A 26,313-nucleotide genomic window follows, 5' to 3' on the forward strand; every position below is an offset into this window, starting at 1 on the left:
GCTGTCCGTCGGACAGGCAAAAAAACGGTGGCGCTGAACAGGCCATCCCCGTACAATTCCCGCTCGCCTGTTACCCATCGCCACGGACCGGATAAATGCCGCGTTCGCGGTTTCTTGCAGCCGCAAGTCGGTGGGGCAGGGTTCCTCCACCCCAAGGCGAACCCCGTGACACGACCCGCAATTCTCGTACTCGAAGACGGTACCGTATTCGAGGGCGACTCCGTAGGCGCCGACGGCCTTTCGGTCGGCGAAGTGGTGTTCAACACCGCGATGACCGGCTATCAGGAAATCCTGACCGACCCGTCCTACGCCCGCCAACTGGTCACCCTGACCTATCCCCACATCGGCAATACAGGCTGCACCGACCAGGACGACGAAGCCGCCAGGGTCTGGTGCGCCGGTCTCATCGTGCGCGACGTGCCGCGCCGCCCCAGCAGCTGGCGCAGCCAGCAGGCCCTGCCGGAGTGGCTGCAATCGCGCGGCATCGTGGCCATTGCCGGCATCGACACCCGCAAGCTGACGCGCATCCTTCGCGAACGCGGTGCGCAGAACGGCGCACTGATGGCGGGCGAGGGCATCAACGCGGAGATGGCGCTGGAAGCGGCGCGCAAGTTCCCCGGCCTGAAAGGCATGGACCTGGCCAAGGTGGTCAGCACCGACACACCGTATCCCTGGCGCGACGGCCAGTTGGACCTGGACCGCAACGCGTTCGTGCAGGCGCCGGCGAAGTTCAAGGTTGTGGCGTACGACTTCGGCGTGAAGCACAACATCCTGCGCATGTTGGCCGAACGCGGTTGCGACGTGACCGTGGTGCCCGCGCAGACCAGCGCCGCGGACGTGCTCGCGCTGCAGCCGGATGGCGTGTTCCTGTCCAATGGCCCGGGCGACCCCGCGCCGTGCGATTACGCCATCACCGCCATCCGCGAGTTCATCGCGAAGAAGGTTCCGACGTTCGGCATCTGCCTTGGCCACCAGCTGCTGGCCCTGGCGGCCGGCGCGCAGACCATGAAGATGGGCCACGGCCACCATGGCGCCAACCACCCGGTGCAGGATCTCGACAGCGGCCGCGTGATGATCACCTCGCAGAACCACGGCTTCGCGGTGGATGAAGCGACGCTGCCGGCCAACGTGCGCGTGATCCATCGCTCGCTGTTCGACGGCACCAACCAGGGCATCGAACTGACGGATGCCCCCGCCTTCTCGTTCCAGGGACATCCGGAGGCATCGCCGGGCCCGCACGATGTATCGCCCTTGTTCGACCGGTTCGTGGCCTCGATGGAGGCACGCTGATGCGCGTGCGCCTTGCTGTCACCGCTGTGCTGATGGCGCTTGCGCTGCCGGCTGTCGCCGCCACGCCCGGTGAAAAGCAGATCGACGAGATGACCGACCTGCTGGTCAGCATGCTGCCGGTCGGCGCCATCATGGAAGAGGCGGCCGGCGAGAATCCCGCCTGGCCGGTGCAGGACAAGCCCGATGCCGTCACGCCCGTGCAGTTGGCCTGCCTGCGCAGCGAACTTTCCCGCGACGGCTTCCGCCGTGTGAAGCGGGCTGAAGTGGTCGAGTACGCACAGGCACACCCGGGCCGGTTCGACGAAGAACTGCGCCTGGCCCGCACGGCGGCGCCGGTGTTCGGCAGCATCGTGCAGGCCGGCATCGCCTCGGCGAAGACGGAAACCGACCTGGATCCCGCCGACCTGATGCGAACGGCCAGTGCCGACCAGTTGCTGGCGCTGCTCACCATCGCGCGCGATCCCGAGTACCGCGATTTCCGCGCACTGAGTGGCTTCGGCGACGTGCTCGCCGGCGACGGCGACAAGGCCGACGGCAAGTCGGTGGGCGAGATGGCGGCCATCAAGATGATGTTCCAGGGCATGAAGGCGTGCGATGTGTCGCCAGGTGCCCTGATGTGATGTGCACCCGTGCGCGCCCATGCGCGCCGGGACAAGAGGTGGAGCGTGGCCCGTCCATCGCCCCTGTCGGACGCGCCCCTGGAGCAGATGCCCAGGGCGGCGGCCCCACACAATCCGAGAAGTAGATTCCCATGCCCAAGCGCAACGACCTTAAAACCATCCTGATCATCGGCGCAGGCCCGATCGTCATCGGCCAGGCCTGCGAGTTCGATTACTCCGGCGCGCAGGCGTGCAAGGCGCTGCGCGAAGAGGGATACCGGGTGGTGCTGGTCAACAGCAATCCGGCGACCATCATGACCGATCCGGAAATGGCGGATGCGGTCTATATCGAGCCCATCAACTGGCAGACCGTCGAGAAGATCATCGCCAAGGAGAAGCCCGACGCGCTGCTGCCGACCATGGGTGGCCAGACCGCGCTGAACTGCGCGCTGGACCTGGCCGACAACGGCGTGCTGGAGAAATACGGCGTCGAACTGATCGGCGCCAAGCGCGACGCCATCCGCATGGCCGAGGATCGCGAGCTGTTCCGCGTGGCAATGGGCGAGATCGGACTGGAATGTCCGAAAGCCGCCGTGGCCCACACGCTGGAAGAAGCGCTGGAGATCCAGACCCGCGTCGGCTATCCCACCATCATCCGCCCCAGCTTCACCCTGGGCGGCAGCGGCGGCGGCATCGCCTACAACCGCGAAGAGTTGATCGACATCGTCACCCGCGGCCTGGAACTGTCGCCGACCACCGAGGTGCTGGTGGAGGAATCGGTGCTGGGCTGGAAGGAATTCGAGATGGAAGTGGTCCGCGACACGGCGGACAACTGCATCATCGTCTGCTCCATCGAAAACCTCGACCCGATGGGCGTGCACACCGGCGACAGCATCACCGTCGCCCCAGCGCAGACGCTGACCGACAAGGAATACCAGCGCCTGCGCGATGCCTCCATCGCCGTGCTGCGCAAGATCGGCGTGGATACAGGCGGCTCCAACGTGCAATTCGGCATCAATGCGCAGACCGGCCGCGTGGTCGTCATCGAGATGAATCCGCGCGTGTCGCGTTCGTCGGCGCTGGCGTCCAAGGCCACCGGCTTCCCGATCGCCAAGGTCGCGGCCAAGCTGGCCGTGGGCTACACGCTGGATGAGCTGAAGAACGAGATCACCGGTGGCCTCACCCCGGCGTCGTTCGAGCCGGCCATCGACTATGTGGTCACCAAGATCCCGCGCTTCGCGTTCGAGAAGTTCCCGCAAGCCGACGCGCGCCTGACCACGCAGATGAAGTCGGTGGGCGAGGTGATGGCGATGGGCCGCACCTTCCAGGAATCGCTGCAGAAGGCGCTGCGCGGCCTGGAAACCGGCAAGGTCGGGCTCGACCCGACCGGCCTGGACCTCACCAGCGAAGACGACCTGACCACGCTGCGGCGCGAACTGAAGGCGCCCGGCCCGGAGCGTCTGTTCCATGTTGCCGACGCCTTCCGTGCCGGCATGACCGTGGAGCAGGTGCACGCGCTGTCGTTCATCGATCCGTGGTTCCTCGACCAGATGGAAGAGATCATCGCCGCCGAGCAGCAACTGGCCACCGATGGGCTCGGCTCGCTGGACAAGGCGCGCATGCGCCATCTCAAGCGCATGGGTTTCTCGGATGCGCGCCTGGCGCAACTGGCGAACACGAATGAAGCCGCCGTGCGCGTGCTGCGCAAGGCGCTGGGGGTGAAGCCTGTCTACAAGCGCGTGGACTCGTGCGCGGCCGAGTTCGCCACCAGCACCGCGTACCTGTACTCGACCTATGAGGACGAGTGCGAGGCCGAGCCGACCAACCGCGACAAGATCATGATCCTGGGCGGTGGCCCGAACCGGATCGGGCAGGGCATCGAGTTCGACTACTGCTGCGTGCATGCAGCGCTCGCGCTGCGCGAGGATGGATTCGAGACCATCATGGTCAACTGCAATCCGGAAACCGTGTCCACCGACTACGACACCTCGGACCGCCTGTATTTCGAGCCGCTCACGCTGGAAGACGTGCTGGCCATCGTGGAACTGGAGCAGCCCAAGGGCGTGATCGTGCAGTACGGCGGGCAGACCCCGCTCAAGCTGGCGCAGGCCCTGGAAGCCAATGGCGTGCCGATCATCGGCACGTCGCCGGACTCGATCGACCTGGCCGAAGACCGCGAGCGTTTCCAGCAACTGGTCGACAGGCTGGGTCTGAAGCAGCCGCCGAACCGCATCGCCCGGAACGACCAGGAAGCCCTGCTGCTGGCCCGCGAAATCGGCTATCCGCTGGTGGTGCGTCCGTCGTATGTGCTGGGCGGACGTGCGATGGAGATCGTCTATGGCGAATCCGACCTGGCCCGCTACGTGCGCGACGCGGTCAAGGTTTCCAACGATTCGCCGGTGCTGCTCGACCGCTTCCTCGACAATGCAGTGGAAGTGGACGTGGACATCATCGCCGACCCCGAAGGCAACGTGCTGATCGGTGGCGTGATGGAGCACATCGAGGAAGCGGGCGTGCACTCGGGCGATTCGTCCTGCTCCCTGCCGCCGTACTCGCTGTCGGCCAAGACGCAGGACGAACTGCGCCGGCAGGTGGTGGAACTGGCCAAGGCACTGAAGGTCATCGGCCTGATGAACACCCAGTTCGCCATCCAGGCTGCCGAGGATGGCGGTGACGACATCGTCTACCTGCTGGAAGTGAACCCGCGCGCCTCGCGCACGGTGCCGTTCGTGTCCAAGGCCACCGGCATGCCGCTGGCCAAGATCGCGGCCCGCTGCATGGCCGGCAAGACGCTGGCCGGGCAGGGCGCTACCCGGGAGATCGTGCCGGACTACTACTCGGTGAAGGAGGCAATCTTCCCGTTCGCCAAGTTCCAGGGCGTGGACCCGATCCTGGGCCCGGAAATGCGTTCCACCGGCGAAGTCATGGGCGTGGGCCGCAGCTTCGGTGCCGCCATGGCGCGCGCGCAGGAAGCCGGTGGCATCAAGGCACCGCCGGCCGGCAAGGTGTTCATCTCGGTACGCGACCCGGACAAGAAGCGCGTGCTGCCGGTGGCGCAGGAGCTGGTCGGCCGCGGTTACAGCATCGTGGCCACCGCCGGCACTGCCGCATGGCTGCGTGAGCGCGGCATCGACTGCGAGCAGGTGAACAAGGTGGTCGAGGGCCGTCCGCACGTGGTGGACCTGATCAAGAACGGCGAGATCGTGTATATCGTCAACACGACGGAAGGACGTCAGGCCATTGCCGACTCCTTCTCGATCCGGCGCGAGGCCTTGCAGCACCGCGTCACCTACTCAACCACCGTTGCCGGCGCCAAGGCGCTGGTGCATTCGCTGGAATACCGTGGCACGGGCCCGGTGCTGGCATTGCAGGAACTGCACAAGGAGCTTCAAGGGTGAGAGCCCCATTGACCATGCAGGGCGCGCAGCGCCTGCGCCAGGAACTGGATCTGCTGAAGACGGTGAAACGGCCGGAAGTGATCACCGCCATCGCCGAAGCGCGCGCGCACGGTGACCTGAAGGAAAACGCCGAATACCATGCCGCCCGCGAGCAGCAGGGCTTCATCGAAGGCCGCATCAAGCAGCTGGAAGGCGAGCTGTCGCACGCCGAGATCATCGACGTCAGCAAGCTCAACGCCGGTACGCGCATCGTGTTCGGCGCCCGCGTGGTGCTGGCCGATGTCGACACCGACGAAGAGAAGCGCTACCAGGTGGTCGGCGACCTCGAGGCGGACATCAAGCTGGGCCTGATCGCGATCTCCTCGCCGCTGGCCCGGGCGCTGATCGGCAAGCACGAAGGCGACAGCGTCACGATAGACGCGCCTGCCGGCCAGCGCGAATACGAAATCGTCAGCGTTTCCTACGCAGACTGAGCCGATGGCGCAGGCCACGCTGCTGTTGCCTCCGCGCACCCGTCTGGTGGGACAGGCGTTGCCGACCGATGTGGCGCGGGCGCTGGGGCGCGCGGATCGCGCGGCCGGTGAGGCGGGCGAGCATGCGCAGCTGCGGCGCCACTTCCAGTTGGTGCCGGACCATTGGCCGGTCGCAGCCCTGACGCGCCAGCGCGACGCACGGGATGCCGCCGGCGCGTTGTGGCTGCGTGCCGATCCTGCGCGCGTGTCGCCCGACATGAACGGTGCGCGCATGCTGGCGTATGGCGAGGCGCTGGCGCTGGGCGACGAAGACACCGCGCAATTGCTGCCCGCACTGAAGCCGCTGTTCGGCGATGCCGGCATGCTGCTGGACGCGCCGGATCCCGCCCGCTGGTACCTGCGCCTGCCGCCCGAGGCGAAACTCCCGGTGTTCGCGCCGGTGAATGACGTGCTGGGCGACGATCTGTTCGCGCACCTGCCGGAAGGCGAAGCGGGCCGCCGTTGGCGTGCCCTGCTCAGCGAAGCGCAGGTGCTGCTGCACAACCATCCCTGGAACGCACAGCGCGTCGCGCAGGGCAAGCCGCCGGTGAACTCGCTGTGGTTCTGGGGCGGCGGCGTGCTGCCGGACTTCGTACGCACCGGTTTCCGCCAGGTCAAAGGCAACGATGTGCTGTTGCAGTCGCTGGCGCATGCGGCCGGGGTGGAACCTGTGCACGCGAGCGGGGAGGGCGGCGTGGATGCGTTGATCGATCTGCGTCATCTGCGCAACCTGGATCTGCTGTGCCGTGACGCACTGCAGCCCCTGCTGGACGCCCTGCACAAGCGCGAGCTGGACGTGCTGACTCTGGATTTCGAGGATGGCGCGCTGTTCGCGCTGCGCCGCGAGCAACGCTGGCGCCTCTGGCGCCGCCCGATGCAACGCCTGGACACGCTACGCCCGGACCACGTTCCGGCATGACCTCGCCCAAGATCCGCCGTCGGACCATCGCGGCGAATGGTCAGTGGCCGGAGGGCGTGCCGTTGCTCCTGCAACGCCTCTACGAAGCCCGCGGTGCGCTCTCGATGGATCAGGCGCAACCACGCCTGGCGCAGTTGCTGCCACCCGACCAGCTCGGCGGCCTTGATGGCGCCACCGCGTTGCTCGCCGATGCGATCGCGCAGGACCGCCACATCGTCATCGTGGGCGACTTCGATTGCGATGGCGCCACGGCGTGCGCGGTCGGCGTGCGCGGCCTGCGCCTGCTCGGCGCGCGGCACGTGACGCCTGCGGTGCCCAACCGCATGGTGCATGGCTACGGATTGTCGCCCTCGCTGGTGGATGAACTCGACGCACTGCAACCCGACCTGCTCGTCACGGTCGATCACGGCATCGCATGCCACGCCGGCATCGCGGCGGCGAAGTCGCGGGGCTGGCACGTGCTTGTCACCGACCACCACCTGCCCGGCGAAACGTTGCCGCCGGCCGATGCCATCGTCAATCCGAACCTGCGCGATGACCCGTTTCCCAGCAAGGTGCTGGCCGGCGTCGGGGTGATGTTCTACGTGTTGCTGGCGTTGCGACGACTCCTGCGCGAACGGGGCACGTTCGACGGCGCGGGGCCGGATCTCTCCACGCTGCTGGATCTGGTCGCCGTGGGTACCGTGGCCGATCTCGTGCCGCTGGATGCGAACAACCGCGCCCTGGTCGGCGCAGGCTTGCGCCGGCTGCGGGCCGGGCAGGCGTGTGCGGGCCTGCAGGCACTGATGCGCGTGGCAGGCCGCGAGCCGGCGCGCCTGACCGCAGCCGACATCGGTTTCGCCATCGCGCCACGGTTGAATGCGGCCGGACGGCTGGAGGACATGGCCCTCGGCATCGCCTGCCTGCTGACCGACGATGCCACGCAGGCCGAAGAGATGGCGCGCGTGCTGGAAGGCATCAATGCCGAGCGTCGCGGCGTGCAGCAGCAGATGGTGGATGAGGCGCAGGCCGCGCTCGCGCGCATCGATGTCGCGGAGGACGGGCAGGTGCCGCTCGCCCCATGCCTGTTCGATCCGGAATGGCATCCCGGCGTGGTGGGCCTGGTCGCCTCCAAGATGAAGGAACGCCTGCATCGGCCGGTGGTGGCCTTCGCGCCAGCAGAGCCGGGCAGCGCCACGCTGCGCGGATCGGCGCGCTCGATTCCCGGTTTCCACATCCGCGACGCGCTGGCGGCCATCGACACTGCGAACCCCGGCCTGATGCAGCGCTTCGGCGGCCATGCGATGGCGGCGGGGCTGTCGCTCGATGAAAGTGCACTGCCGGTGTTCCGTGACGCCTTCCACCGCCATGCCGCCGCGATGCTCGACGACGCCTTGCTGCAGGAAGAACTCCTGAGTGACGGCGAACTCCAGTCCGGCGAGCTGGACCGCATGCACGCGGAAGCGCTGCGTGGCGCGGGGCCATGGGGGCAGGGATTCCCGGAACCCATGTTCGATGGCGTGTTCGACGTGCTGGACTGGCGCGTGGTGGGCGAGAAGCACCTGAAGTTCTCGTTGCGCCTGCCCGGACAGGCCGCACCGTTGAACGCGATCCAGTTCAACGGGTGGCACGACCAGCCACCGCCTTCCCGCATCCAGGCGGCCTATCAGCTGGACACCGACGACTGGCAGAACCGTCGCGGCATCCAGCTGCTGATCCGGCACTGGCAATCGGCCGATTGAGGGCGCCGGTCAGCGCTCCGGCCAGGCCAGGGGCTCCGGACTGCGGGACGGCGCATCGCCGGCACGCTTCAGTCCGAACAAGGGCCGCAGCCATCCCACGCGCCGGATCACTTCATAGCCGGCGAAGCACGCGGCGAAGGTGATCGCCACCAGCAAGGGGCCTTCCACCATCGGCGGTATCGCCAACGGCTTCAGGTGGTGGGCGACGACCACGGTCACCGTCTGGTGCAGGATGTAGACGGGGAACACCGCCGGCACCAGATAGCGCAGCGCCCGGTTGTCGGCAGGACGCCAGTGCCGGGCGAAACCGAGTACCGCCACGATGGCGCACCACTGGTTCAGGCCCCAGGCCATCCGCATCCCCATGCGTGCCCAGTCGGGCGGGGCTGCGTCGGCAAACTGCGCGAAGTAGGCGACCAACCCGGCCCAGCTGAGCAGCCAGGCAGCCAGGGCTGGCCAGCGCTGGCGTTCGATGGCATCCCACACCCCGTCCGCACGGGCGATGAGGAAGCCGAGCAGGAACACGCCGAAGTACTGCACATGGTTGTACCAGTCGTCCAACAGGGCGTGCGTCTGCTCGAAACGGCCGATCATCAGCACGCGCGCCACGCCGAGGAACAGGACGGGACCGGCCAGTACGCCGATGCCGGAAAGCCAGGGGCCCAGGTGGCGCTCCGCCGCATTGATGGCGCGGGGCCCGAGCCTCCAGAGCAGCCACAGCGCGACGGTGTAGACCCACAGGTAGGCGACGAACCACAGATGGTTCCATGTCGGGACATCCAGGCAGCCGTCGGCATCGCAGAAGCCGTCATGACCGGCCAGGTAGCGCGCGTAGAACGCCAGGTAGCCCTCGTGGTAGCCGCCAGGTAACTGTTCGACCACCTCGTAGTAGGACTGCGGCGGCACGATCACCAGCATGCCGAAGACAAGCGGCACCAGCAGCCGCCACGAACGGGTCCCAAGAAAGCGCATCCGGCCACCGGCAGCATCGGCGGCCTGCCGCGCCTTGCCGAGCAGGAACGCCGTGGCGCAGCCGGACACCAGGAACAGCAGCGACAGTCGCCAGGGGGAGCTGAGCATCATGAACGGTTCCAGCGCGTGGCTGGCGCCGGGGCTTTTCACGTGCCAGTCCCAGGTCACGTAGTACATGCCCACGTGGTAGAGCACCAGCAGCCCGAAGGCGCAGACGCGGACCCAGTCCAGATCGTGGCGACGTTGCATGGTGGTCTCCTTCATCGACAAGGCGGCCAGCGTCGGGGGCCGTGCATGTCCGCGCCATCGCGAAGGGACGCATGGTGGAGGGGCAGGGCCCAATCGAGGGAAGCAAGGGACGAGTTGCGGCGGTGTTGCGGGAGGCGCGGGCTAGAATGCGCGCATGACGGAACAGCCCCCGCCTACCTACGAGCGCTACCTGCCCTGGCGGCGATGGGTGGAGATCGGGTTCTGGGTGGCGATGATCGGCGCCAACTGCATCGGCAACAGCATGACCACGCTGATCGACATGCGGCGGCAGGGCTCCGGCGTGGAGGCATGGGAGCCGGCCGTCTGGGAGGCGAGCAGTGCGCTGGTGTGGCTGCTGGTCCTGATCCCGGCGATCGCCTGGTACACCCGGCGCTTCCCGCTGCATTGGGAAAATTGGCGCCGGCGGATACCCGAGTACCTGCTGGCGAGCATCGTGGTCTGCATCATCCACGTCGCCGGCATGGTCGCGCTGCGCGTGATGGCCTACCGCAGCCAGGGCATGACCTACGAGTTCGGCCCCTGGCCTCGCGAACTGGTCTACGAGTACCTGAAGGATATCCGCAGCTTCGCCACGATCGTCGTGCTGGTGGAGGGCTACCGCTTCCTGCTGCGCCGCTGGCAGGGCGAAGCCAGCCTGCTGGCCGAGCCGGACGAAGGTCCGCCGTTGGAGCCGGTGGACCGTCCGGAGCGCTTCCTGGTGCGCAAGCTGGGGCGCGAGTTCCTGGTGGCGGCCAACGACATCGAGTGGCTGCAGGCCGCAGGCAACTACGTCAACCTGCGGGTACGCGGCCACGACTACCCGCTGCGGAGCACGATCGCCGGCATCGAGACCCGCCTGGATCCACGCCGTTTCACCCGCATCCACCGCAGCTACATCGTCAGCCTGGACCAGGTGGCCTCGATCGAGCCGCTGGACACCGGTGATGCGCGCGTGCACATGAAGGATGGCAGCGCGCTGCCGTGCAGCCGCCGCTACCGGCAGGACCTGCGTCAGCGGACCGGGGCGGAAGCCGCCTAGGCAGCGCGGGTCGCTGGCACGCGCGGCAGACGTTCCACGGCGTAGCTGGCCACCAGTTCGATGGCACCGCTGCGGATCGCGTCTTCAGGCTCCTCCAGCAGCGCTTGAAGGGCGATGCCGGGTGGGAGCGTGCGTCCCCACAATCCGGCCCAAGCGTTGCGACGGTCCTTGGCCGCATACAGGGCACGGTCGGCCATGCGCAGCGCGTAGTCCCAACCGCCTGTGGTGTTGTCGAAGAACGGGAAAGGGGCGAAGCCCAGCGAGACGGTCAGTGGCCAGCGCTGGCCTGGCGCCAACTCGTGCACATCGCACAGTGTTTCCTGCACGCGCGCCGCCACCGTGCAGGCCTGGGCTTCGGTCAGGTCCGCGCACGCCATCAGGAACTCCTCGCCACCCCAACGGGCGATGACGTCGTCCGCACGCCCCAGTTCGCGCAGCTGGCGCGAGAGCGCCACCAGCACCTGGTCGCCGGCGTGGTGGCCATGACCATCGTTGACCTGCTTGAAGTGGTCGATGTCGATGAGGAACAGCACATGGCGCGTACCGGCGGCGGGCCGTTGCAGCGACATGGCCTTCAGCGACTCCGTGGCGGCGCGGCGATTGCGCAGGCCGGTCAGGGGATCGGTGGCACTGACCTTGCGCAGCTGCCGGTTCTTGCGACGCTGCAACAGGCCGAAGCCGACACCTGCCAGCACCAGCAGGGTCATCAGCGTCACGCCCGCACGACGCAGCAGCGCGGATTTCTCGTCATTCAGCACGCGGATCTGTGCCTGGTGGCGCATCTGCTCCAGTTCGCGCTGGGCCTGTGCGCTTTCGCTCCGCGCCTGCAGGTCGGCCAGCAACTCCAGCCGCTGATGCCTCAGCGCTTCCATCTCCAATCCGTGCAGGCGGGCACCCACCGCCAGCGCCTGCTCCGCCTGCCCAAGCGCGGCATGCGCCGCCATCCACGCGAGCAACACTTCGCGCTGCTTCTGCGGCTGTGGCTGGTCGTCCACCAGGGCCCAGGCTGCGCGGGCGGTCTCCAGCGCCTGCACGTGTTCACCGGCCTTGCGCTGCAGGACCGACAGTTTCGCAAGCGAGCCCGCTTGCCCGGGCAGGTCCCTGTTCTTCGCCTGTTCGCGGATGGCTGCTGCCAGCACCGGCCGGGCCTTTTCCAAGTGTCCCTGCCGGATCCACAGGCCCGCGCGCTCGCTGCGCAGGCGATGCACCACGGTATGGGCCTGCTGGCGCTGGGCCATGGCTTCACCGGCGTCGATCGTTTCCATGGCGTCTGCATCGCGCTCCAGCGCGACCAGGTTGAGCGCATGGTTGTGCACGATCAGGGGGTCTTCCAGTCCCACGCTGGCCGCTGTGGCCAGGGCTTTGAGGTAGTACCTGTCGGCCACCTCGGGCGAGGCCAGATAGTCGGCATGGATCAGCCCGATATTGTTGAGCGTGGCGGCCTGCACCAGCCCGGCATCGCGTTCGTCGAGCCGCGAAGAGACGTCGTAGGCGCGGAGGTACGCGGCCTCCGCGGCGCGGATATGGCCTGCGCCCTGGTAGATCGATCCGATCTGCGAATACGCGCGCATCCGCAGCGCGGGTGCGAGCGCTGGCGTTTCATCGACGCGCCGTTCCATCCGCTCGGCGGCGCTGATCGCCCGCTCCGGCTCACCGCTCAGCCCGGCGGCTATCCCCAGGCAACTCAGCGTCTTGAGTTCATCCTCGACGTTCAGGTCTTTCGCTTGCAGCAGCGCGCTCGCCAGCACCACCGCCCTGGCGGGTTCGTCGCGCCTCAGTTTCAGGCACTGGCCGACCTGGCTCGCGCGGTCGGTCACGGGCGCCGTGGGCGCGTCGCCGGCGCAGGCCACGGAGAAGGCGAACACCAGCGCCAGGCCGAGCAGGCCGGACAGCAGCGATGCGGACGGTGCGGTGTGGGTGGTCATGCCGGCGGCGACTCTGGGCAGGGCACTGGATGTGATGCAAGAACCGTTCCGCAGCCGGCGCGGCGCACCGCTCTGGTATCCTTCCCGACCGATTCCGCATCCCTGCCACGCACCCCATGATCGAGCTGAATCCCATCCGCCAGCGCATCGCCGACCTGCAAGACAGGCTGGCCTCGCTCCGGGGGTATCTTTGACTACGATGCCAAGCGCGAACGCCTGGAAGAAGTAAACCGCGAGCTGGAAAGCCCGGATATCTGGAACAACGCCGAGTACGCGCAGCAACTGGGTCGCGAGCGCTCACTGCTGGACAAGACGGTCAACGGCATCCGCGATATCGAGGAAGGCCTGACCGGCGCGGGCGAGCTGCTCGAACTGGCGGAGATGGAGAACGACGAGGACACCGCGCACGCCGTGGTGGCGGACGTCGAGCGCTATGCCGCGCACGTGGACAAGCTGGAATTCCAGCGCATGTTCTCCGGCAAGATGGACAGCTCGAATGCGTTCGTCGACATCCAGGCCGGCGCCGGCGGCACCGAGGCGCAGGACTGGGCGGAAATCCTGCTGCGCATGTACCTGCGCTGGTGCGAGTCGCGCGGCTGGAAGACCGAGCTGATGGAGGCCAGCGGCGGCGACGTGGCCGGCATCAAGTCCGCCACGCTGCGCGTCGAGGGCGATTTCGCCTACGGCTGGCTGAAGACCGAGACCGGCGTGCACCGCCTGGTGCGCAAGTCGCCGTTCGACTCCGACAACCGCCGCCATACCAGCTTCACCTCGGTGTTCGTGTCGCCGGAAGTCGACGACAACATCGACATCGACATCAACCCGGCCGACCTGAGGACCGACGTTTACCGCTCATCCGGTGCCGGTGGCCAGCACGTCAACAAGACCGAATCGGCGGTACGCATCACCCACGTGCCCACCGGAATAGTGGTGGCCTGCCAGACCGGCCGCAGCCAGCACCAGAACCGCGACAACGCGATGAAGATGCTGGCCGCCAAACTGTACGAGCTGGAAATCCAGAAGCGCAACGCCGAACGCGATGCGGTGGAAGCCACCAAGTCCGACATCGGCTGGGGCAGCCAGATCCGCAACTACGTGCTGGACCAGAGCCGCATCAAGGACCTGCGCACCGGCGTGGAGCGTTCGGACACCCAGAAGGTGCTGGACGGCGACCTGGACGAGTTCGTCGAGGCCAGCCTGAAATCGGGCCTGGAAGCGGGTTCGAAACGCATCGACGCCTGATCCGCCCACGAGTCACCCGTGGGAGCGACGCAAGTCGCGAGCTCTTCTCCGGCACTCGTTCGCGACTCACGTCGCTCCCACGCTCCAGAACACGACACGACCCATGACAGACCACACCCTTCCGCAGGACGAGAACAGCCTCATCGCCGAGCGCCGCGCCAAACTGACGGCGTTGCGCGGGCAGGGCATCGCGTTCCCGAATGACTTCCGTCGCACCGACTACGCGGGCGACCTGCAGGTTCAATACCAGGACCCGGAGCTCTGGACCGGAGAGGCGCTCGAAGGCGGCGGCCGGCGCGTGAAGCTCGCGGGACGCATGATGGCCAAGCGGGTGATGGGCAAGGCCAGCTTCGTCCAGATCCAGGACGAATCCGGGCGCATCCAGCTGTTCCTGCAGTCCAATGCGCTGGGCGAGACCTACGATGCGTTCAAGGGTTGGGACATCGGCGACATCGTGGGCGTGGAAGGCGGGCTGACACGGACCCGTACCGGCGAGCTGTCCGTGAAGGCCGATGCCTTCCGCCTGCTGACCAAGGCGCTGCGTCCGTTGCCGGACAAGTGGCACGGCCTGTCCGACGTGGAGCAGCGCTACCGCCAGCGCTATGTGGACCTGATCGTCACGCCCGAGGCGCGCGATGTCTTCATCAAGCGCTCGCGCATCATCCGCGCGATCCGCGAATGGCTGGATGCGCGCCGCTTCCTGGAAGTGGAGACGCCGATGATGCACTACATCCCTGGCGGCGCCGCGGCCAAGCCCTTCACCACGCACCACAACGCGCTGGATCTGGACCTGTACCTGCGCGTCGCGCCCGAGCTGTACCTGAAGCGGCTGGTGGTCGGCGGACTGGAGCGCGTGTACGAGATCAACCGCAACTTCCGCAACGAGGGTGTCAGCACGCGGCACAACCCGGAATTCACCATGCTCGAGCTGTACGAGGCCTACGCCACGTATACCGAGATCATGGACCTGACCGAGGGCGTCATCCGCGACGTGGCGCACGAGGTGCTGGGCACCGGCCAGGTGGCGTGGGACGGCCAGGATATCGACCTGGAGCCGGCGTTCCGCCGCTGGCGCATGGACGAGGCAGTGCGCCACCACAACCCCGAGATCAGCGCCGCCGACTGTACCGACCGCGACGCGCTGGCCCGCCACTGCGAGCGCCTGAAGATCCACGTCAAGCCGTCCTATGGCTGGGGCAAGCTGTTGCTGGAGATCTTCGAGAAGACCGTGGAACACACCCTGGTCCAGCCGACCTTCATCACCGACCACCCGGTCGAGGTGTCGCCGTTGGCCCGGGCCAACGACAATGACCCCGGTTACACCGACCGCTTCGAGCTGTTCATCAACGGCAAGGAGCTCGCCAACGGGTTCTCCGAGCTCAATGACCCGGAGGACCAGGCGGCGCGCTTCATGGCCCAGGTCCAGGCGAAGGAGGGGGGAGACGATGAGGCCATGCACTTCGACGCTGATTACATCCGGGCACTGGAGGTCGGCCTGCCGCCGACCGGCGGGCTGGGCATCGGCATCGATCGCCTGGTAATGCTGCTGACCGGATCGGACTCCATCCGTGACGTACTGCTGTTCCCCTACATGCGCCCGGAAAGCCAGGGCTGATAGGGGCGCCCCAAGCGTCAAGAGAGTGACGCTCAGGGGCAGAATGGGCTCCCGTCTGCACGAAGCGACGGGCCACCGGCCGCCGGCGGAGCTGTTTTCCGGCGCGCCCCCTGATCCACCGCGCGCCAAGGATGGACGGAAAGGCCTCATTCCGTGACGGAGGTCACCATGTTCTGCCCTGACACCCCCTGGCCACGGCTGGCACGCTTCCTGCGAAGATTCACACGCAGGACGGTCAATTTTCCGCCGCCCGCGCCGATAGAGATCAGGGGAGGGGGCCCCGGGATTCGCATCGGTTCCCTTCGTGGATCACGGACCCTGCCCGGGTCCGCGCCGCCGAACAGGACTGCCGACATGTTAGATGCGAGCGCTGCCACCGCCGGAGTATCCTTGCCCGACAGCCACGTGATGTGGCCACAAGGGGTGGGTAACGCTTTGAATATCGTCATCGTCGACGATCAGACGTCTGCGCGCACGATGCTGCGCCATGTCATCGAGGACATCGCGTCCGAGCTGACCGTCCATGATTTCGGCGATCCGCTGGCAGCGCTGGAATGGTGCGAGAAGAACCGCACCGACCTGCTGCTGCTCGACTACCGCATGCCGGGCATGGACGGGTTGGAATTCGCGCGCCGCTTCCGCCGGCTGCCGATGCATCGCGACATCGCGATCATCCTGATCACCGTGGTGGGCGATGAACCCATCCGCCAGGCCGCGCTGGAAGCCGGCGTGATCGACTTCCTGGTCAAGCCGGTGCGTCCGCGAGAACTCCGTGCACGCTGCCGCAACCTGCTGCAGCTCCGCCAGCAGTCCGAGAACGTCAAGCAGCGTGCGCTCTCGCTGGAGCAGCGCCTGCTGTCCAGCATGCACGAGGTCGAGGAGCGCGAGCGCGAGACACTGTCGCGGCTGGCGCGTGCCATCGAGTATCGCGACAGCGGCACCAGTGCATACCTGGAGCGCATGGCCCATGTGGCCGGCCTGATCGCCGAACAACTCGGCTTGCCTGAAGACGAAGTACGCACCATCGAGATGGCCGCCCCGTTGCACGACATGGGCAAGATCGCCATTCCCGATTCGGTGCTGATGAAGGCCGGCCCGCTGACGGCCGAAGAAACCGATGTCATGCGTCGCCACCCGAAGATCGGTCACCAGTTGCTGTCGGGCAGCCAGAACCGCTTCATCCAGACCGGCGCCCTGATCGCCTTGCGCCACCATGAGCGCTACGACGGCAGCGGCTACCCCGATGGCCTCGTGGGTGAGCAGATTCCGTTGGAAGCGAGGATAGTGGCGGTTGCGGATGTCTTCGATGCGTTGATTTCACCGCGGCCGTACAAGAAGGCCTGGGAGAAGGACGCGGCGCTGGCTTATCTGTATGCACAGCGCGGTCGCCTGTTCGATCCCGCATGTGTCGACGCGCTGATCCGTGGGCGGGCGCGGCTTGACGACATCTGCGAACGCTACTCGACGGTGCAGAGCCGTCCAGGGATGGAGTAAGCCATGTCCAATGTCCTTGCATGGATCAAGTCCCGCCTGGCGCACCGTGGCGACAGCGAGCACGGACAGGCGCTGATCCGGATCGCGCTGATCTCCATCATCCTGACCTATGCGTTGCTGCCTTCCTCGCGCACCGCGCTGCCGGCGGACGAATACACCGTCGTCCTGACCATCATCACGTCGGGCCTGGTCAACAGTCTCGGCATCTTCGCCTGGCTGCTGGTGCAGCCGGGCAAGTCCCACGTCCGTCGCGGACTGGGCATGATCGCCGACTACGGATTGCTGGCAGCGGCGATGAACGGCATGGGCGAACCGCTCTCGTGGGCGTACGTCGTGCTGATGTGGATCACGGTGGGCAATGGCCTGCGCTACGGCAATCGCTACCTGGTGGTTGCGGTTGCGATGGCCAGCACCGCCTTCGCGGCCGTGGTCGCGATGAACGACTACTGGCGCGCCAACACGACCCTCGGCGTTGGCCTGGTGCTGGGCCTGATCGCCGTGCCGATGTACCTGTCCGGCCTGCTGCGCGACCTGACCCGCGCGACCGACGAGGCGCGTCGTGCGAACGAGGCGAAGAGCCGGTTCCTGGCCAACATGAGTCATGAATTCCGCACGCCGCTGAATGGTCTGGCAGGCATGTCGGAACTGCTGGCGACCACCCGGCTGGATGCCGAACAGCGCGAATGCCTGTCCACCATCCAGGCTTCCACGCGTACCCTGCTGGGCCTGGTCGAGGACGTGCTGGACATTTCCGCCATCGAGGCGGGCAAGGTCAAGCTGAACGTGGTCGAGTTCGCGCCCCGCGAACTGGTGGAGAGCATCGGGCTGATCCTGATGCCGCAGGCGCGTGGCAAGCAGGTGCGTTACGAAGGACACGTGGACGATGCCGTACCGCTGAAGCTGCGCGGTGATGCCGGCCACCTGCGCCAGGTGCTGCTCAACCTTGCCGGCAACGCGGTCAAGTTCACCGATGAGGGCGAGGTGCGGGTGGCGGTCACGCCGATGATGGTGGATGGGCAGCACATGCGCCTGCGCTTCACCGTCACCGATACCGGCATCGGTGTTCCCGTCGCCTTGCGTGAACGGTTGTTCGAAGCGTTTGAACAGGCCGACGGCAGCCTGTCGCGGCGCTACGGTGGCACGGGCCTGGGCACGACCATCGCGAAGGGGTTGACCGAGGCGATGGGCGGCACCATCGGCTTCGAAAGCAATGAGCAACGGGGCAGCTGCTTCTGGGTCGAGTTGCCCTTCGAAGCCGTGCCCGAACGGGTCATGGTACCGGCGGTGCACGGGCATGCCGAGTGGCTGCAGGAAGAGCCGGAAGCCTCGAGCGCGGAGAACATCATCGCGTTCTCCGATCCGTTCCTGCGCCATCGCGCACGCGTGCGCAGCATGCAGATCCTGGTGGCCGACGACCACGAGGCCAACCGCATGGTCGTGCAGCGCCTGTTGCAGAAGGCGGGGCACCGCATCACCTGCGTCAACGGTGGTGAAGAGGTGCTGGATGCGCTGGAATCGGCGTCTTACGACGCGGTGATCTGCGACCTGCACATGCCCGGCCTGAGCGGCCTGGATCTGCTGAAACAATTGCGCGTGATGGAAGCCGGCAGCGGTAGCCGCACGCCGGTACTCATCCTCAGTGCCGACGTGACGCCCGAGTCGATCCAGCGCTGCGAACAGGCGGGTGCGCGCGCCTTCCTGGCCAAGCCCGTGGTCGCCACGCGGTTGCTGGATGCGCTGGCGGACATCGCCACGTCGGGCCGCGTCTCCGCGACCGCGACGGTGGCCGCGCCCGTGCGTCCGGAAATGTCGGACGGTGTCCTCGATGTCAGCGTACTGGACGAACTCACCGCGCTCGGCATGGGTGATGCCTTCGAACGCGAGTTCATCGAGCAATGCCTCAACGATGCGGACGGATGCATAGGCGCCATGGCCCATGCGATGGAGCGGGGCGATGGCGAACACCTGCGCGAGCACGCGCATGCGCTGAAAGGCGTGGCCAGCAACCTGGGCCTGGTGAAGCTTGCGGCAGCCGCAGGCGAGATGATGAGCCTGGCCGATTGGCAGATCACGCGCGAATGGCGGCACCGCCTGGCGGCGCTCAACTCGCACCTGAGCCACGGTCGCGCGGCGCTCGATGCGCGGCAACGCGTGCGTGGTGCCGTCGAGAAAGGCGGCGAGGGCACTTTATCGTGACGCGCGCATCCGCCGCTGTTCATGCGATGGCATGCAGTGGCGAAACGCAGCGCGTCGGGTGTCCACGGGATGGATGGTCCCTGGCGAGTACGGTGACCCGGACTCGCCCTTGAAGGCGCGAAGGCGCGCTTCAACCCCCTGATTTTCCCTGCGTGTTTGCAAGCAGACTACGGGTGCTGCTCTCTCAGGCGGCGCGGATCGACCGCTTCTCCTGCGCGCGGACGATGCGCTCCATCATCTTCAGCGACTTGTCACCCAGGGTCAGTGCGGTATCCACCCACACTTCGGTGATGCCCATCAGTTCGTCGTAACCCACGGGCTGGGCCAGGTTGCGGCAAGCATTCAGCGCCAGATGCGCGTGCGGTGAACGACGCTGCTTGTCGATGATCGTCTGCACGGCGGCGGCGCCCTGGCCCTTCGGCACCAGTACGTCGACCACGCCCATTCTGTACAGCTCGTCGCTGGTGTAGATGTTGCCTTCCAGGATGATCTTCTCGGCGACCTGCGGCGACACGCGCTTGCACAGGAAGGAGTACGCGCCCATGCCCGGGAAAAGGCCGAACAATACTTCCGGCAGTCCCATGTCCACGCCTTCTTCGGCCACGATCGTGTGGCAGGACAACGCGATCTCCAGGCCACCGCCCAAGGCATCACCCTGGATCAGCGCGATGGTGCGGACGTCGCCGCCGAGGCCGGTGTTGAGGTGGTGGACGCCATCGATGCAGCGGCGCGCGTAGCTGAGCAGTCGGTCGCGGTTGTTCTCGCGGATCAGCTGCGAGAACAGTTCCAGATCGCCGCCAAGGTTGAACGCATTCGCGTCGGACGCGATGACGAGGTGACGCAGCTTGCCCGGCTGGCGCTGCGACTCGCGCAGGGTGATCGAGTTGGTGAAGCTCAGCACATCGTCGAGCATCTGGCTGCGGAAGCACGGACGCACGCCGGGTGCGGCATCGGAGTGCATGTACAGCCAGTGGGCATCACCGCTGGGTTCGGATTCGACGCGGATGGTCGGGAAGGCACGGGTGCGCTGCAGTTTTTCGACGTTGTTCATGAGGAACTCCTTGGAGGGTTTCTTGCCCGCGCGGCAGGGGAAGCGGGTGACGGATTAATGTGACGCAGGTGGCATCACGCGCCGATCCTACACCTGAACGAATAATTAAAATCCAGTGCACGCACGCGCTTGTGCGACGGCAAGCGCGCCAAGGGGATACCAGCATCACGATTTGTGATGGGCGTCTAGAATTCGCATCTAAAGTCCTGAACGAAAAGAAAAAGGCCGGCGCATGGCCGGCCTTGTTCAGGCACGTGAACAGGGGTCAGGAGGCCTTGGCGGGCTCCCGCAGTTCCTTGCGCAGGATCTTGCCGACGTTGGTCTTGGGCAGCTCCGTGCGGAACTCGATGTGGCGCGGTTGCTTGTAACCGGTCAGGTTGTCGCGGCAGTACGCCTTCACTTGTTCAGCCGTGAGGTTGGGGTCTTTCTTCACGATGAAGACCTTCACGGCTTCACCCGACTTGTCGTCCGGCACGCCGATTGCAGCGACTTCAAGCACCCCTTCCAGGCCGGCGATGACGTCCTCGACCTCATTCGGATACACGTTGAAGCCGGAGACCAGGATCATGTCCTTCTTGCGGTCGACGATGTAGAAGAAACCGTTCTCGTCCATCTTCGCCATGTCGCCGGTATGCAGCCAGCCATCGGCGTCCATGACGTTCGCGGTTTCCTCGGGGCGCTGCCAGTAGCCCTTCATGACCTGCGGGCCCTTGATGCACAGTTCACCGACCTCGCCGACGGGCACGATGTTGCCATCGTCGTCCTTCAGGCAGGCATCGGTCGAGGGCACCGGCAGGCCGATGGCACCGTTGTAGTCGTGCAGGTTCATCGGGTTGATGCAGGCCGCAGGCGATGTCTCGGTCAGTCCGTAGGCTTCGACCAGCGTCACGCCCGTGACCTTCTTCCATTTCTCCGCCACCGCACGCTGCACGGCCATGCCGCCACCGAGCGTCATCTTGAGGTTGGAGAAATCGACTTCGTCGAAACCGGGTGTGTTGAGCAGGCCATTGAACAGCGTGTTGACGCCGGTGATGGCGGTGAAGCGGGTGGCTTTGAGTTCCTTCACGAAGCCCGGCATGTCGCGCGGGTTGGTGATCAGGTGGTTCAGTCCGCCCAGCTTCATGAAAACCAGGCAGTTCGCTGTCAGCGCGAAGATGTGGTACAGCGGCAGCGCGGTGATGATCACCTCGTTGCCGTAGTCCAGCCCCGTGCCCACCCACACGCCCGCCTGCTGCATGTTGGCCACGAGATTGCGGTGCGTGAGCATCGCGCCCTTGGCCACGCCGGTGGTGCCACCGGTGTACTGCAGGAAGGCGATGTCGCCGGAATCGATGTCGACTTCGGGCAGCGTGTGCAACTGCCCCAGTGTCAATGTGTCCTTGAAGCGTACGGTGCCCGGGATGTCGTAGTCCGGCACCATCTTTTTCACATACTTCAGCACGAAGTTGACGATCGCACCCTTGGGGAAACCGACCAGGTCGCCCAGCGCCGTGGTGATGACCTGCTTGACCTGCGTGCCCGCCAGGGCCTCCTGCGCGGTCTTGCCGAAGTTGTCCACGACCAGCAGCACGCTGGCGCCCGAGTCCACCAGCTGGTGCTTCAGTTCGCGCGGGGTGTACATCGGATTGACGTTGACGACCGTCAGTCCTGCGCGCAGTACGCCGAAGATGGCGATGGGGTACTGCAGGCAGTTCGGCATCATGATGGCGACACGGTCGCCCTTCTTGAGCTTCAGTTCGCCGAGCAGGTAGGCCGCGAATTGCCGGCTGAGCTTGTCGATCTCGCCGTAGGTCAGGGTCTTGCCGAAGTTGCGGAACGCGGGGCGGTCGCGGTACTTGCTGATCGCCTCATCGAAGACGGACACGATGGAGCGGTACTGCTCCAGGTCCACTTCCTGCGGCACGCCTTGCGGGTAACTCTTGAACCACGGACGTTCCTGACTCATCGTTCTGCTCCCTCCCCAGGGTCTTCGGGCTGCCTTGCGGCGAACTGTGGGCGAGCGCCCGGTCACGGGCGCCTGTCGGGAGCATACCGTTCCGGATGGAAAAGGCGAAGGTTTCGATGTCGACAGTGAGGTGGAAGGGAGCCGGATGTCTGCTGGCGCTGATGCTGGGTCTGGTCGCGTGCACGACCGATACACCCGAAGCGCAGGTGCGGCAACGGTTCGACGACATGCAGGCGGCCGTGGAAGAGGGCCGTGTCGGCGATTTCATGGATGGAGTGAGCCGCGACTTCAGCGGCGATGGCGGCATGGACAATGCTGCGTTGCACAACCTGCTCAAGATGCAGACGCTGGCAAATGCACGCGTCGGCGCCACCACGGGTCCGCTGGACGTTCGGGTGGAAGGCGACAGTGCTTCGGTTGCGTTCCGCGTGCTGCTGACAGGGGGCAACGGTCGATTCCTGCCCGAGCAGGCGCGCAGCTATCAGGTGATGACGGCCTGGCACAGAGAGGACGGCGACTGGCGTGTGTATCACGCGCGATGGGATGACGCCCGGTGATCATTTCACCGGCGTGAGTTTTCCAGCCGTCCATCGGTAGCGCAGCGTCTTCTCGATGGTCGGGCAGCAATGCGGATCGTTCGGGCCGGGCCATTTCGTCTTGAGTTCAACCACGCGATCGCGGACGGTCATTGCTTCGACGCTGCCCAAAGGTTCGTGCGTTTCGCCTGCCGGCACGTAGCGTGTTCCTTGCTGCGCCAGGACGGCCACACCATGGTGCCAATAGGTGGGGCCGTACAGGGTCCACAGCACGACGATCTCGTCCTGTCCGTCGTTGTCGAGGTCGGTGATGACGACATCCCCCGCCTCGTAGGTTTCCTGCGGATTTCCACCCGCCGACTGCTTGCCGGCGACGTACTGTTCGGCGATGCGCCGGGCCTGTCCCGCATCGGGCGACGCGGCCAGCGCTACCGGGGCCGAGGCGCCGGCGATGCAGGCAGACGCCAGCAGTACGCTCAAGCGAAGGATCATGATGTCCATGGCAGGGCACTCTGCAGCCTTCGAACGAAGGCCCTCTGCAGTGCAACGGAACCGGCGTGCGCAACCGGCAGCATGGAGGCCCCCTCCAAGAGTGCATTTGCATGCAAGGCCGCCCGCTGAGGTGAAGCAGGGGCGGGGCACGGGCCTCGAAATCCTCGGGACAGGCCACGCGCAGGAAAAAGGCCGCCCGAAGGCGGCCCCATTCTCTTGCGCCGGAACCCCGCGACTGGCGGGTCAGGCTGCCTTGCGCGCCGCCAACTGGCGAAGGACGTAATGCAGCAGGCCGCCATGGCGGAAGTACTCGACTTCCTTGGGCGTCAGCAGCAATACCTTGGCCTGGAACTTCACCTCGGTACCGTCGACCTTGCGTGCACCGACCGTGGCGACCTTGGCGGCGCCGTCCTGCAGGCCGGTGACATCGAACGTCTCCGATCCGTCCAGGCCCAACGACTGCGCGTTCTGTCCGTCGATGAACTGCAAAGGCAGCACGCCCATGCCGACGAGGTTGGAACGGTGGATGCGCTCGAAGCTCTCCGCAATCACCGCTTTCACGCCCAGCAGATTGGTACCCTTCGCCGCCCAGTCGCGCGAGGAGCCCGTGCCGTATTCCTTGCCTGCGATCACCACCAGCGGCACGCCATCGGCCTTGTACTTCATTGCGGCATCGTAGATGGACATCTTCTCGGACGGCGTGCTGCCGAAGTACAGCGTGTTGCCGCCTTCCTCGCCGCCGAACATCAGGTTCTTGATGCGGATGTTGGCGAAGGTGCCACGCACCATGACGTCGTCGTTGCCGCGGCGGCTGCCGTAGCTATTGAAGTCCACGGGCTGTACGCCACGTTGCTGCAGGAAGCGGCCCGCGGGCGAGTCCTTCTTGATGTTGCCGGCCGGCGAGATGTGGTCGGTGGTGATGGAGTCGCCGAACAGCCCCAGCACGCGCGCGCCATGCACATCATCGATGCTGCCCACCTCCATTGACATGCCATCGAAGTAGGGCGGGTTCTTGATGTAGGTCGAGCCGCCGTCCCATGCGTAGAGCGCGCCATCGGGTGAGGCGATGGTGTTCCACCGGCTGTCGCCCTTGAACACGTCGGCGTAGTTCTTCGCGAACATCTCCGGCCCCACGGTGCGCGCGATGAAGTCGCCGATTTCCTTGTTGGTGGGCCAGATGTCCTTGAGGTACACCGGCTGGCCATCGCTGCCCCGACCCAGCGGTTGCGTGGTCAGGTCGATGTCGGTGGTACCGGCGATCGCATAGGCCACTACCAGCGGCGGGCTTGCGAGGTAGTTCATTTTCACTTCGGGATGCACGCGGCCCTCGAAGTTGCGATTGCCCGACAGTACCGAGGCCACCACCAGGTCGTCCTTGGAGATGGCGGCCGACACGTCGTCGGGTAGTGGGCCGGAATTGCCGATGCACGTGGTGCAACCATAGCCGACCACGTAGAAGCCGAGCTTTTCCAGGTCCGACAGCACGCCGGCCTTTTCCAGATAGTCGGTGACCACGCGCGAACCCGGGCCGAGCGATGTCTTGACCCAGGGCTGCGCCTTCAAACCCTTGGCCACCGCGTTGCGCGCCAGCAGGCCTGCGCCGAGCATCACGGCAGGATTGGACGTATTGGTGCAGGACGTGATGGCGGCGATGACCACCGAGCCATCCTGGAGATTCCAGGCGCCGCCGCTGTCCGGCGAGGATTCGTGCGCGGCTTCGTGGGCGCCGACAGCGGTGCCGCCGCCACCCTCGTTCTTCAGGCGATCTTCCTGCACCAGGTCGATGCGCTTGCGACGTGCGTCGACGAAAGGCGTCAGGTTGTCGCGGAAGTTCTGCTTCATGTCCTGCAGCAGCACGCGGTCCTGCGGACGCTTGGGGCCGGCCAGCGAGGGCCTTACGTCGCCCATGTCCAGGTGCAGCGTGGCGCTGTATTCGGCGTGGGGACTGTTGGCGTCGTGCCACAACCCCTGCGCCTTGGCGTAGGCTTCGACCAGCGCGATCTGCTCCTCGCTGCGACCGGACAGGCGCAGGTAGGTCAACGACTCGGTGTCGATCGGGAAAATGCCGCAGGTCGCACCGTATTCCGGCGCCATGTTGCCGATGGTGGCGCGGTCCGCAAGCGGCAGGTGCTGCAGGCCGTCGCCATAGAACTCGACGAACTTGCCCACCACGCCCAGCTTGCGCAGCATCTGGGTGACCGTCAGCACCAGGTCCGTCGCGGTCGCACCTTCCGGCAACTTGCCCGTGAGCTTGAAGCCGACCACCTGGGGAATGAGCATCGAGGAGGGCTGGCCCAGCATCGCGGCCTCGGCTTCGATACCACCCACGCCCCAACCCAGCACACCGATGCCGTTGATCATCGTGGTATGGCTGTCGGTACCGAAGACGGTGTCGGGATAGGCGATGGCCTGGCCGTTCTTCTCCCCCGTCATGACCACGCGGGCCAGGTTCTCCAGGTTCACCTGGTGGACGATGCCGGTGTTGGGCGGTACCACCTTGAAGTTGTCGAACGCCTTCTGGCCCCAGCGCAGGAAGCCGTAGCGCTCCTTGTTGCGTTCGAACTCGATCTTGCCGTTGAGATCCAGCGCATCCGCGCTGCCGAACACGTCCACCTGCACGGAATGGTCGATGACCAATTCGGAGGGGATCAGCGGATTGATCTGGTCGGCATTGCCGCCCAGTTTCACCACCGCATCGCGCATGGCCGCGAGGTCGACCACGCAGGGGACGCCGGTGAAGTCCTGCAGCACCACGCGAGCCGGCATGAAGGCGATCTCGGTGTCGGGTTCCTTGGTCGCCTCCCAGTTCGCGACGGCATGGATATGCTCGGGTAGCACCGTTACGCCGTCTTCGCAGCGCAGCAGGTTCTCAAGCAGGATCTTCAGGGAGTAGGGCAGGCGGGAAAAACCCTTGACCGGGTCCAGTCGCTCGGCAAGGGCCGGGAGACTGAAATAGGTGTAGGACGTGCCGTTGACGTCCAGGGAACGGCGGGTGGCGAAGGAATCGCTCATCGCGGAGGCTCCTGTAGCTATGGGGAAGGGGCGCAGGAGCAGCATAGGCCGCCGTTCCTTCGCGTCTTGTCGATGCTTGCCCGGATTATCCGCCAAGACTGAGACG

The 26,313-nt window shown here is 66.1% G+C and carries 18 protein-coding genes; 12 read left to right on the forward strand and 6 right to left on the reverse strand.

Going from position 1 to position 26,313, the window contains the following annotated elements:
- The first annotated feature begins 165 nt into the window (after positions 1-165).
- The 6 genes from carA (at position 166) to recJ (ending at position 8,439) form a co-directional block, all read left to right on the forward strand.
- Positions 166-1,290, forward strand: coding sequence for a glutamine-hydrolyzing carbamoyl-phosphate synthase small subunit (gene carA / locus IB223_RS08425; protein WP_192201129.1), 1,125 nt, complete (start codon positions 166-168; stop codon positions 1,288-1,290).
- Positions 1,290-1,910, forward strand: a complete 621-nt coding sequence (locus IB223_RS08430; protein WP_192201130.1) for a hypothetical protein — start codon at positions 1,290-1,292, stop codon at positions 1,908-1,910. The genes carA and IB223_RS08430 overlap by 1 nt, the downstream gene beginning before the upstream one ends.
- 131 nt (positions 1,911-2,041) lie before the next feature.
- Positions 2,042-5,287, forward strand: coding sequence for a carbamoyl-phosphate synthase large subunit (gene carB / locus IB223_RS08435; RefSeq protein WP_192201131.1), 3,246 nt, complete (start codon positions 2,042-2,044; stop codon positions 5,285-5,287).
- An 8-nt stretch (positions 5,288-5,295) separates the two neighbouring features.
- Complete coding sequence (gene greA, locus IB223_RS08440) at positions 5,296-5,760, forward strand: transcription elongation factor GreA (RefSeq protein ID WP_185742123.1); 465 nt, start codon at positions 5,296-5,298, stop codon at positions 5,758-5,760.
- Between the two features lie 4 nt (positions 5,761-5,764).
- On the forward strand, positions 5,765-6,718 hold the full coding sequence (locus tag IB223_RS08445) for a phosphoglycerate mutase (RefSeq protein WP_192201132.1): 954 nt from the start codon (positions 5,765-5,767) through the stop codon (positions 6,716-6,718).
- Entirely contained in the window at positions 6,715-8,439 is a 1,725-nt protein-coding gene (recJ, locus tag IB223_RS08450; protein WP_192201133.1) for a single-stranded-DNA-specific exonuclease RecJ, read from the forward strand. The genes IB223_RS08445 and recJ overlap by 4 nt, the downstream gene beginning before the upstream one ends.
- Positions 8,440-8,448: 9 nt before the next feature.
- On the opposite strand, the gene IB223_RS08455 is transcribed toward recJ, so the two are convergent.
- A complete protein-coding gene (locus tag IB223_RS08455) occupies positions 8,449-9,660 on the reverse strand; it encodes an acyltransferase family protein (RefSeq protein ID WP_225590860.1) in 1,212 nt (403 codons plus the stop codon).
- Between the two features lie 154 nt (positions 9,661-9,814).
- Here IB223_RS08455 and IB223_RS08460 point away from each other — a divergent pair, with 154 nt between their 5' ends.
- Positions 9,815-10,699, forward strand: coding sequence for a LytTR family DNA-binding domain-containing protein (locus IB223_RS08460; RefSeq protein WP_192201135.1), 885 nt, complete (start codon positions 9,815-9,817; stop codon positions 10,697-10,699).
- On the opposite strand, the gene IB223_RS08465 is transcribed toward IB223_RS08460, so the two are convergent.
- Entirely contained in the window at positions 10,696-12,624 is a 1,929-nt protein-coding gene (locus IB223_RS08465; protein WP_192201136.1) for a GGDEF domain-containing protein, read from the reverse strand. The two genes, IB223_RS08460 and IB223_RS08465, sit on opposite strands and share 4 nt — an antisense overlap.
- Positions 12,625-12,740: 116 nt before the next feature.
- On the opposite strand from IB223_RS08465, the gene prfB reads away from it, so the two are divergent.
- The 4 genes from prfB to IB223_RS08485 all read left to right on the forward strand — a co-directional run bounded on the left by prfB (position 12,741) and on the right by IB223_RS08485 (position 19,171).
- Positions 12,741-13,866 (forward strand): peptide chain release factor 2 gene (prfB, locus tag IB223_RS08470; protein ID WP_192201137.1). Its coding sequence is split into 2 segments (ribosomal slippage): positions 12,741-12,815 and positions 12,817-13,866, totalling 1,125 coding nucleotides; the frame shifts between segments, so codons are not numbered across the junction.
- A gap of 103 nt (positions 13,867-13,969) precedes the next feature.
- Complete coding sequence (gene lysS / locus IB223_RS08475) at positions 13,970-15,481, forward strand: lysine--tRNA ligase (RefSeq protein WP_192201138.1); 1,512 nt, start codon at positions 13,970-13,972, stop codon at positions 15,479-15,481.
- A gap of 408 nt (positions 15,482-15,889) precedes the next feature.
- Positions 15,890-16,975, forward strand: coding sequence for a two-component system response regulator (locus tag IB223_RS08480; protein ID WP_225590977.1), 1,086 nt, complete (start codon positions 15,890-15,892; stop codon positions 16,973-16,975).
- A 3-nt stretch (positions 16,976-16,978) separates the two neighbouring features.
- Positions 16,979-19,171: an ATP-binding protein gene (locus IB223_RS08485; protein ID WP_192201140.1), complete on the forward strand. Its 2,193-nt coding sequence runs from the start codon at positions 16,979-16,981 to the stop codon at positions 19,169-19,171.
- A gap of 184 nt (positions 19,172-19,355) precedes the next feature.
- On the opposite strand, the gene IB223_RS08490 is transcribed toward IB223_RS08485, so the two are convergent.
- Together IB223_RS08490 and IB223_RS08495 are read right to left on the reverse strand one after the other, a co-directional pair.
- Positions 19,356-20,222 (reverse strand): crotonase/enoyl-CoA hydratase family protein, encoded by an 867-nt coding sequence (locus IB223_RS08490; RefSeq protein WP_142125420.1) that lies wholly within the window; start codon positions 20,220-20,222, stop codon positions 19,356-19,358.
- Positions 20,223-20,487: 265 nt separating this feature from the next.
- A complete protein-coding gene (locus IB223_RS08495; protein ID WP_192201141.1) occupies positions 20,488-22,167 on the reverse strand; it encodes a long-chain fatty acid--CoA ligase in 1,680 nt (559 codons plus the stop codon).
- A 116-nt stretch (positions 22,168-22,283) separates the two neighbouring features.
- Here IB223_RS08495 and IB223_RS08500 point away from each other — a divergent pair, with 116 nt between their 5' ends.
- The gene (locus IB223_RS08500; RefSeq protein ID WP_192201142.1) at positions 22,284-22,724 is read left to right on the forward strand and encodes a nuclear transport factor 2 family protein; all 441 of its coding nucleotides are present in this window, start codon (positions 22,284-22,286) and stop codon (positions 22,722-22,724) included.
- On the opposite strand, the gene IB223_RS08505 is transcribed toward IB223_RS08500, so the two are convergent.
- Both IB223_RS08505 and acnA read right to left on the reverse strand, forming a co-directional pair.
- On the reverse strand, positions 22,725-23,204 hold the full coding sequence (locus IB223_RS08505; RefSeq protein WP_192201143.1) for an LppP/LprE family lipoprotein: 480 nt from the start codon (positions 23,202-23,204) through the stop codon (positions 22,725-22,727). It lies immediately after the preceding gene.
- A gap of 234 nt (positions 23,205-23,438) precedes the next feature.
- Positions 23,439-26,207 (reverse strand): aconitate hydratase AcnA, encoded by a 2,769-nt coding sequence (gene acnA, locus IB223_RS08510; RefSeq protein WP_192201144.1) that lies wholly within the window; start codon positions 26,205-26,207, stop codon positions 23,439-23,441.
- Positions 26,208-26,313: the final 106 nt, after the last annotated feature.

Source organism: Pseudoxanthomonas sp. PXM03 (genome assembly GCF_014852005.1).
Lineage (GTDB): Bacteria > Pseudomonadota > Gammaproteobacteria > Xanthomonadales > Xanthomonadaceae > Pseudoxanthomonas_A.

Excerpts from the sequence above, each read along its gene's own strand:
- IB223_RS08430 (WP_192201130.1), top strand. The coding sequence starts at position 1,290 with ATGCGCGTGCGCCTTGCTGTCACCGCTGTGCTGATGGCGCTTGCGCTG.
- carB (WP_192201131.1), top strand. The coding sequence starts at position 2,042 with ATGCCCAAGCGCAACGACCTTAAAACCATCCTGATCATCGGCGCAGGC.
- IB223_RS08445 (WP_192201132.1), top strand. The coding sequence starts at position 5,765 with ATGGCGCAGGCCACGCTGCTGTTGCCTCCGCGCACCCGTCTGGTGGGA.
- recJ (WP_192201133.1), top strand. The coding sequence starts at position 6,715 with ATGACCTCGCCCAAGATCCGCCGTCGGACCATCGCGGCGAATGGTCAG.
- IB223_RS08455 (WP_225590860.1), bottom strand. The coding sequence starts at position 9,660 with ATGCAACGTCGCCACGATCTGGACTGGGTCCGCGTCTGCGCCTTCGGG.
- IB223_RS08460 (WP_192201135.1), top strand. The coding sequence starts at position 9,815 with ATGACGGAACAGCCCCCGCCTACCTACGAGCGCTACCTGCCCTGGCGG.
- IB223_RS08465 (WP_192201136.1), bottom strand. The coding sequence starts at position 12,624 with ATGACCACCCACACCGCACCGTCCGCATCGCTGCTGTCCGGCCTGCTC.
- lysS (WP_192201138.1), top strand. The coding sequence starts at position 13,970 with ATGACAGACCACACCCTTCCGCAGGACGAGAACAGCCTCATCGCCGAG.
- IB223_RS08480 (WP_225590977.1), top strand. The coding sequence starts at position 15,890 with ATGTGGCCACAAGGGGTGGGTAACGCTTTGAATATCGTCATCGTCGAC.
- IB223_RS08485 (WP_192201140.1), top strand. The coding sequence starts at position 16,979 with ATGTCCAATGTCCTTGCATGGATCAAGTCCCGCCTGGCGCACCGTGGC.
- IB223_RS08490 (WP_142125420.1), bottom strand. The coding sequence starts at position 20,222 with ATGAACAACGTCGAAAAACTGCAGCGCACCCGTGCCTTCCCGACCATC.
- IB223_RS08495 (WP_192201141.1), bottom strand. The coding sequence starts at position 22,167 with ATGAGTCAGGAACGTCCGTGGTTCAAGAGTTACCCGCAAGGCGTGCCG.
- IB223_RS08500 (WP_192201142.1), top strand. The coding sequence starts at position 22,284 with ATGTCGACAGTGAGGTGGAAGGGAGCCGGATGTCTGCTGGCGCTGATG.
- IB223_RS08505 (WP_192201143.1), bottom strand. The coding sequence starts at position 23,204 with ATGGACATCATGATCCTTCGCTTGAGCGTACTGCTGGCGTCTGCCTGC.
- acnA (WP_192201144.1), bottom strand. The coding sequence starts at position 26,207 with ATGAGCGATTCCTTCGCCACCCGCCGTTCCCTGGACGTCAACGGCACG.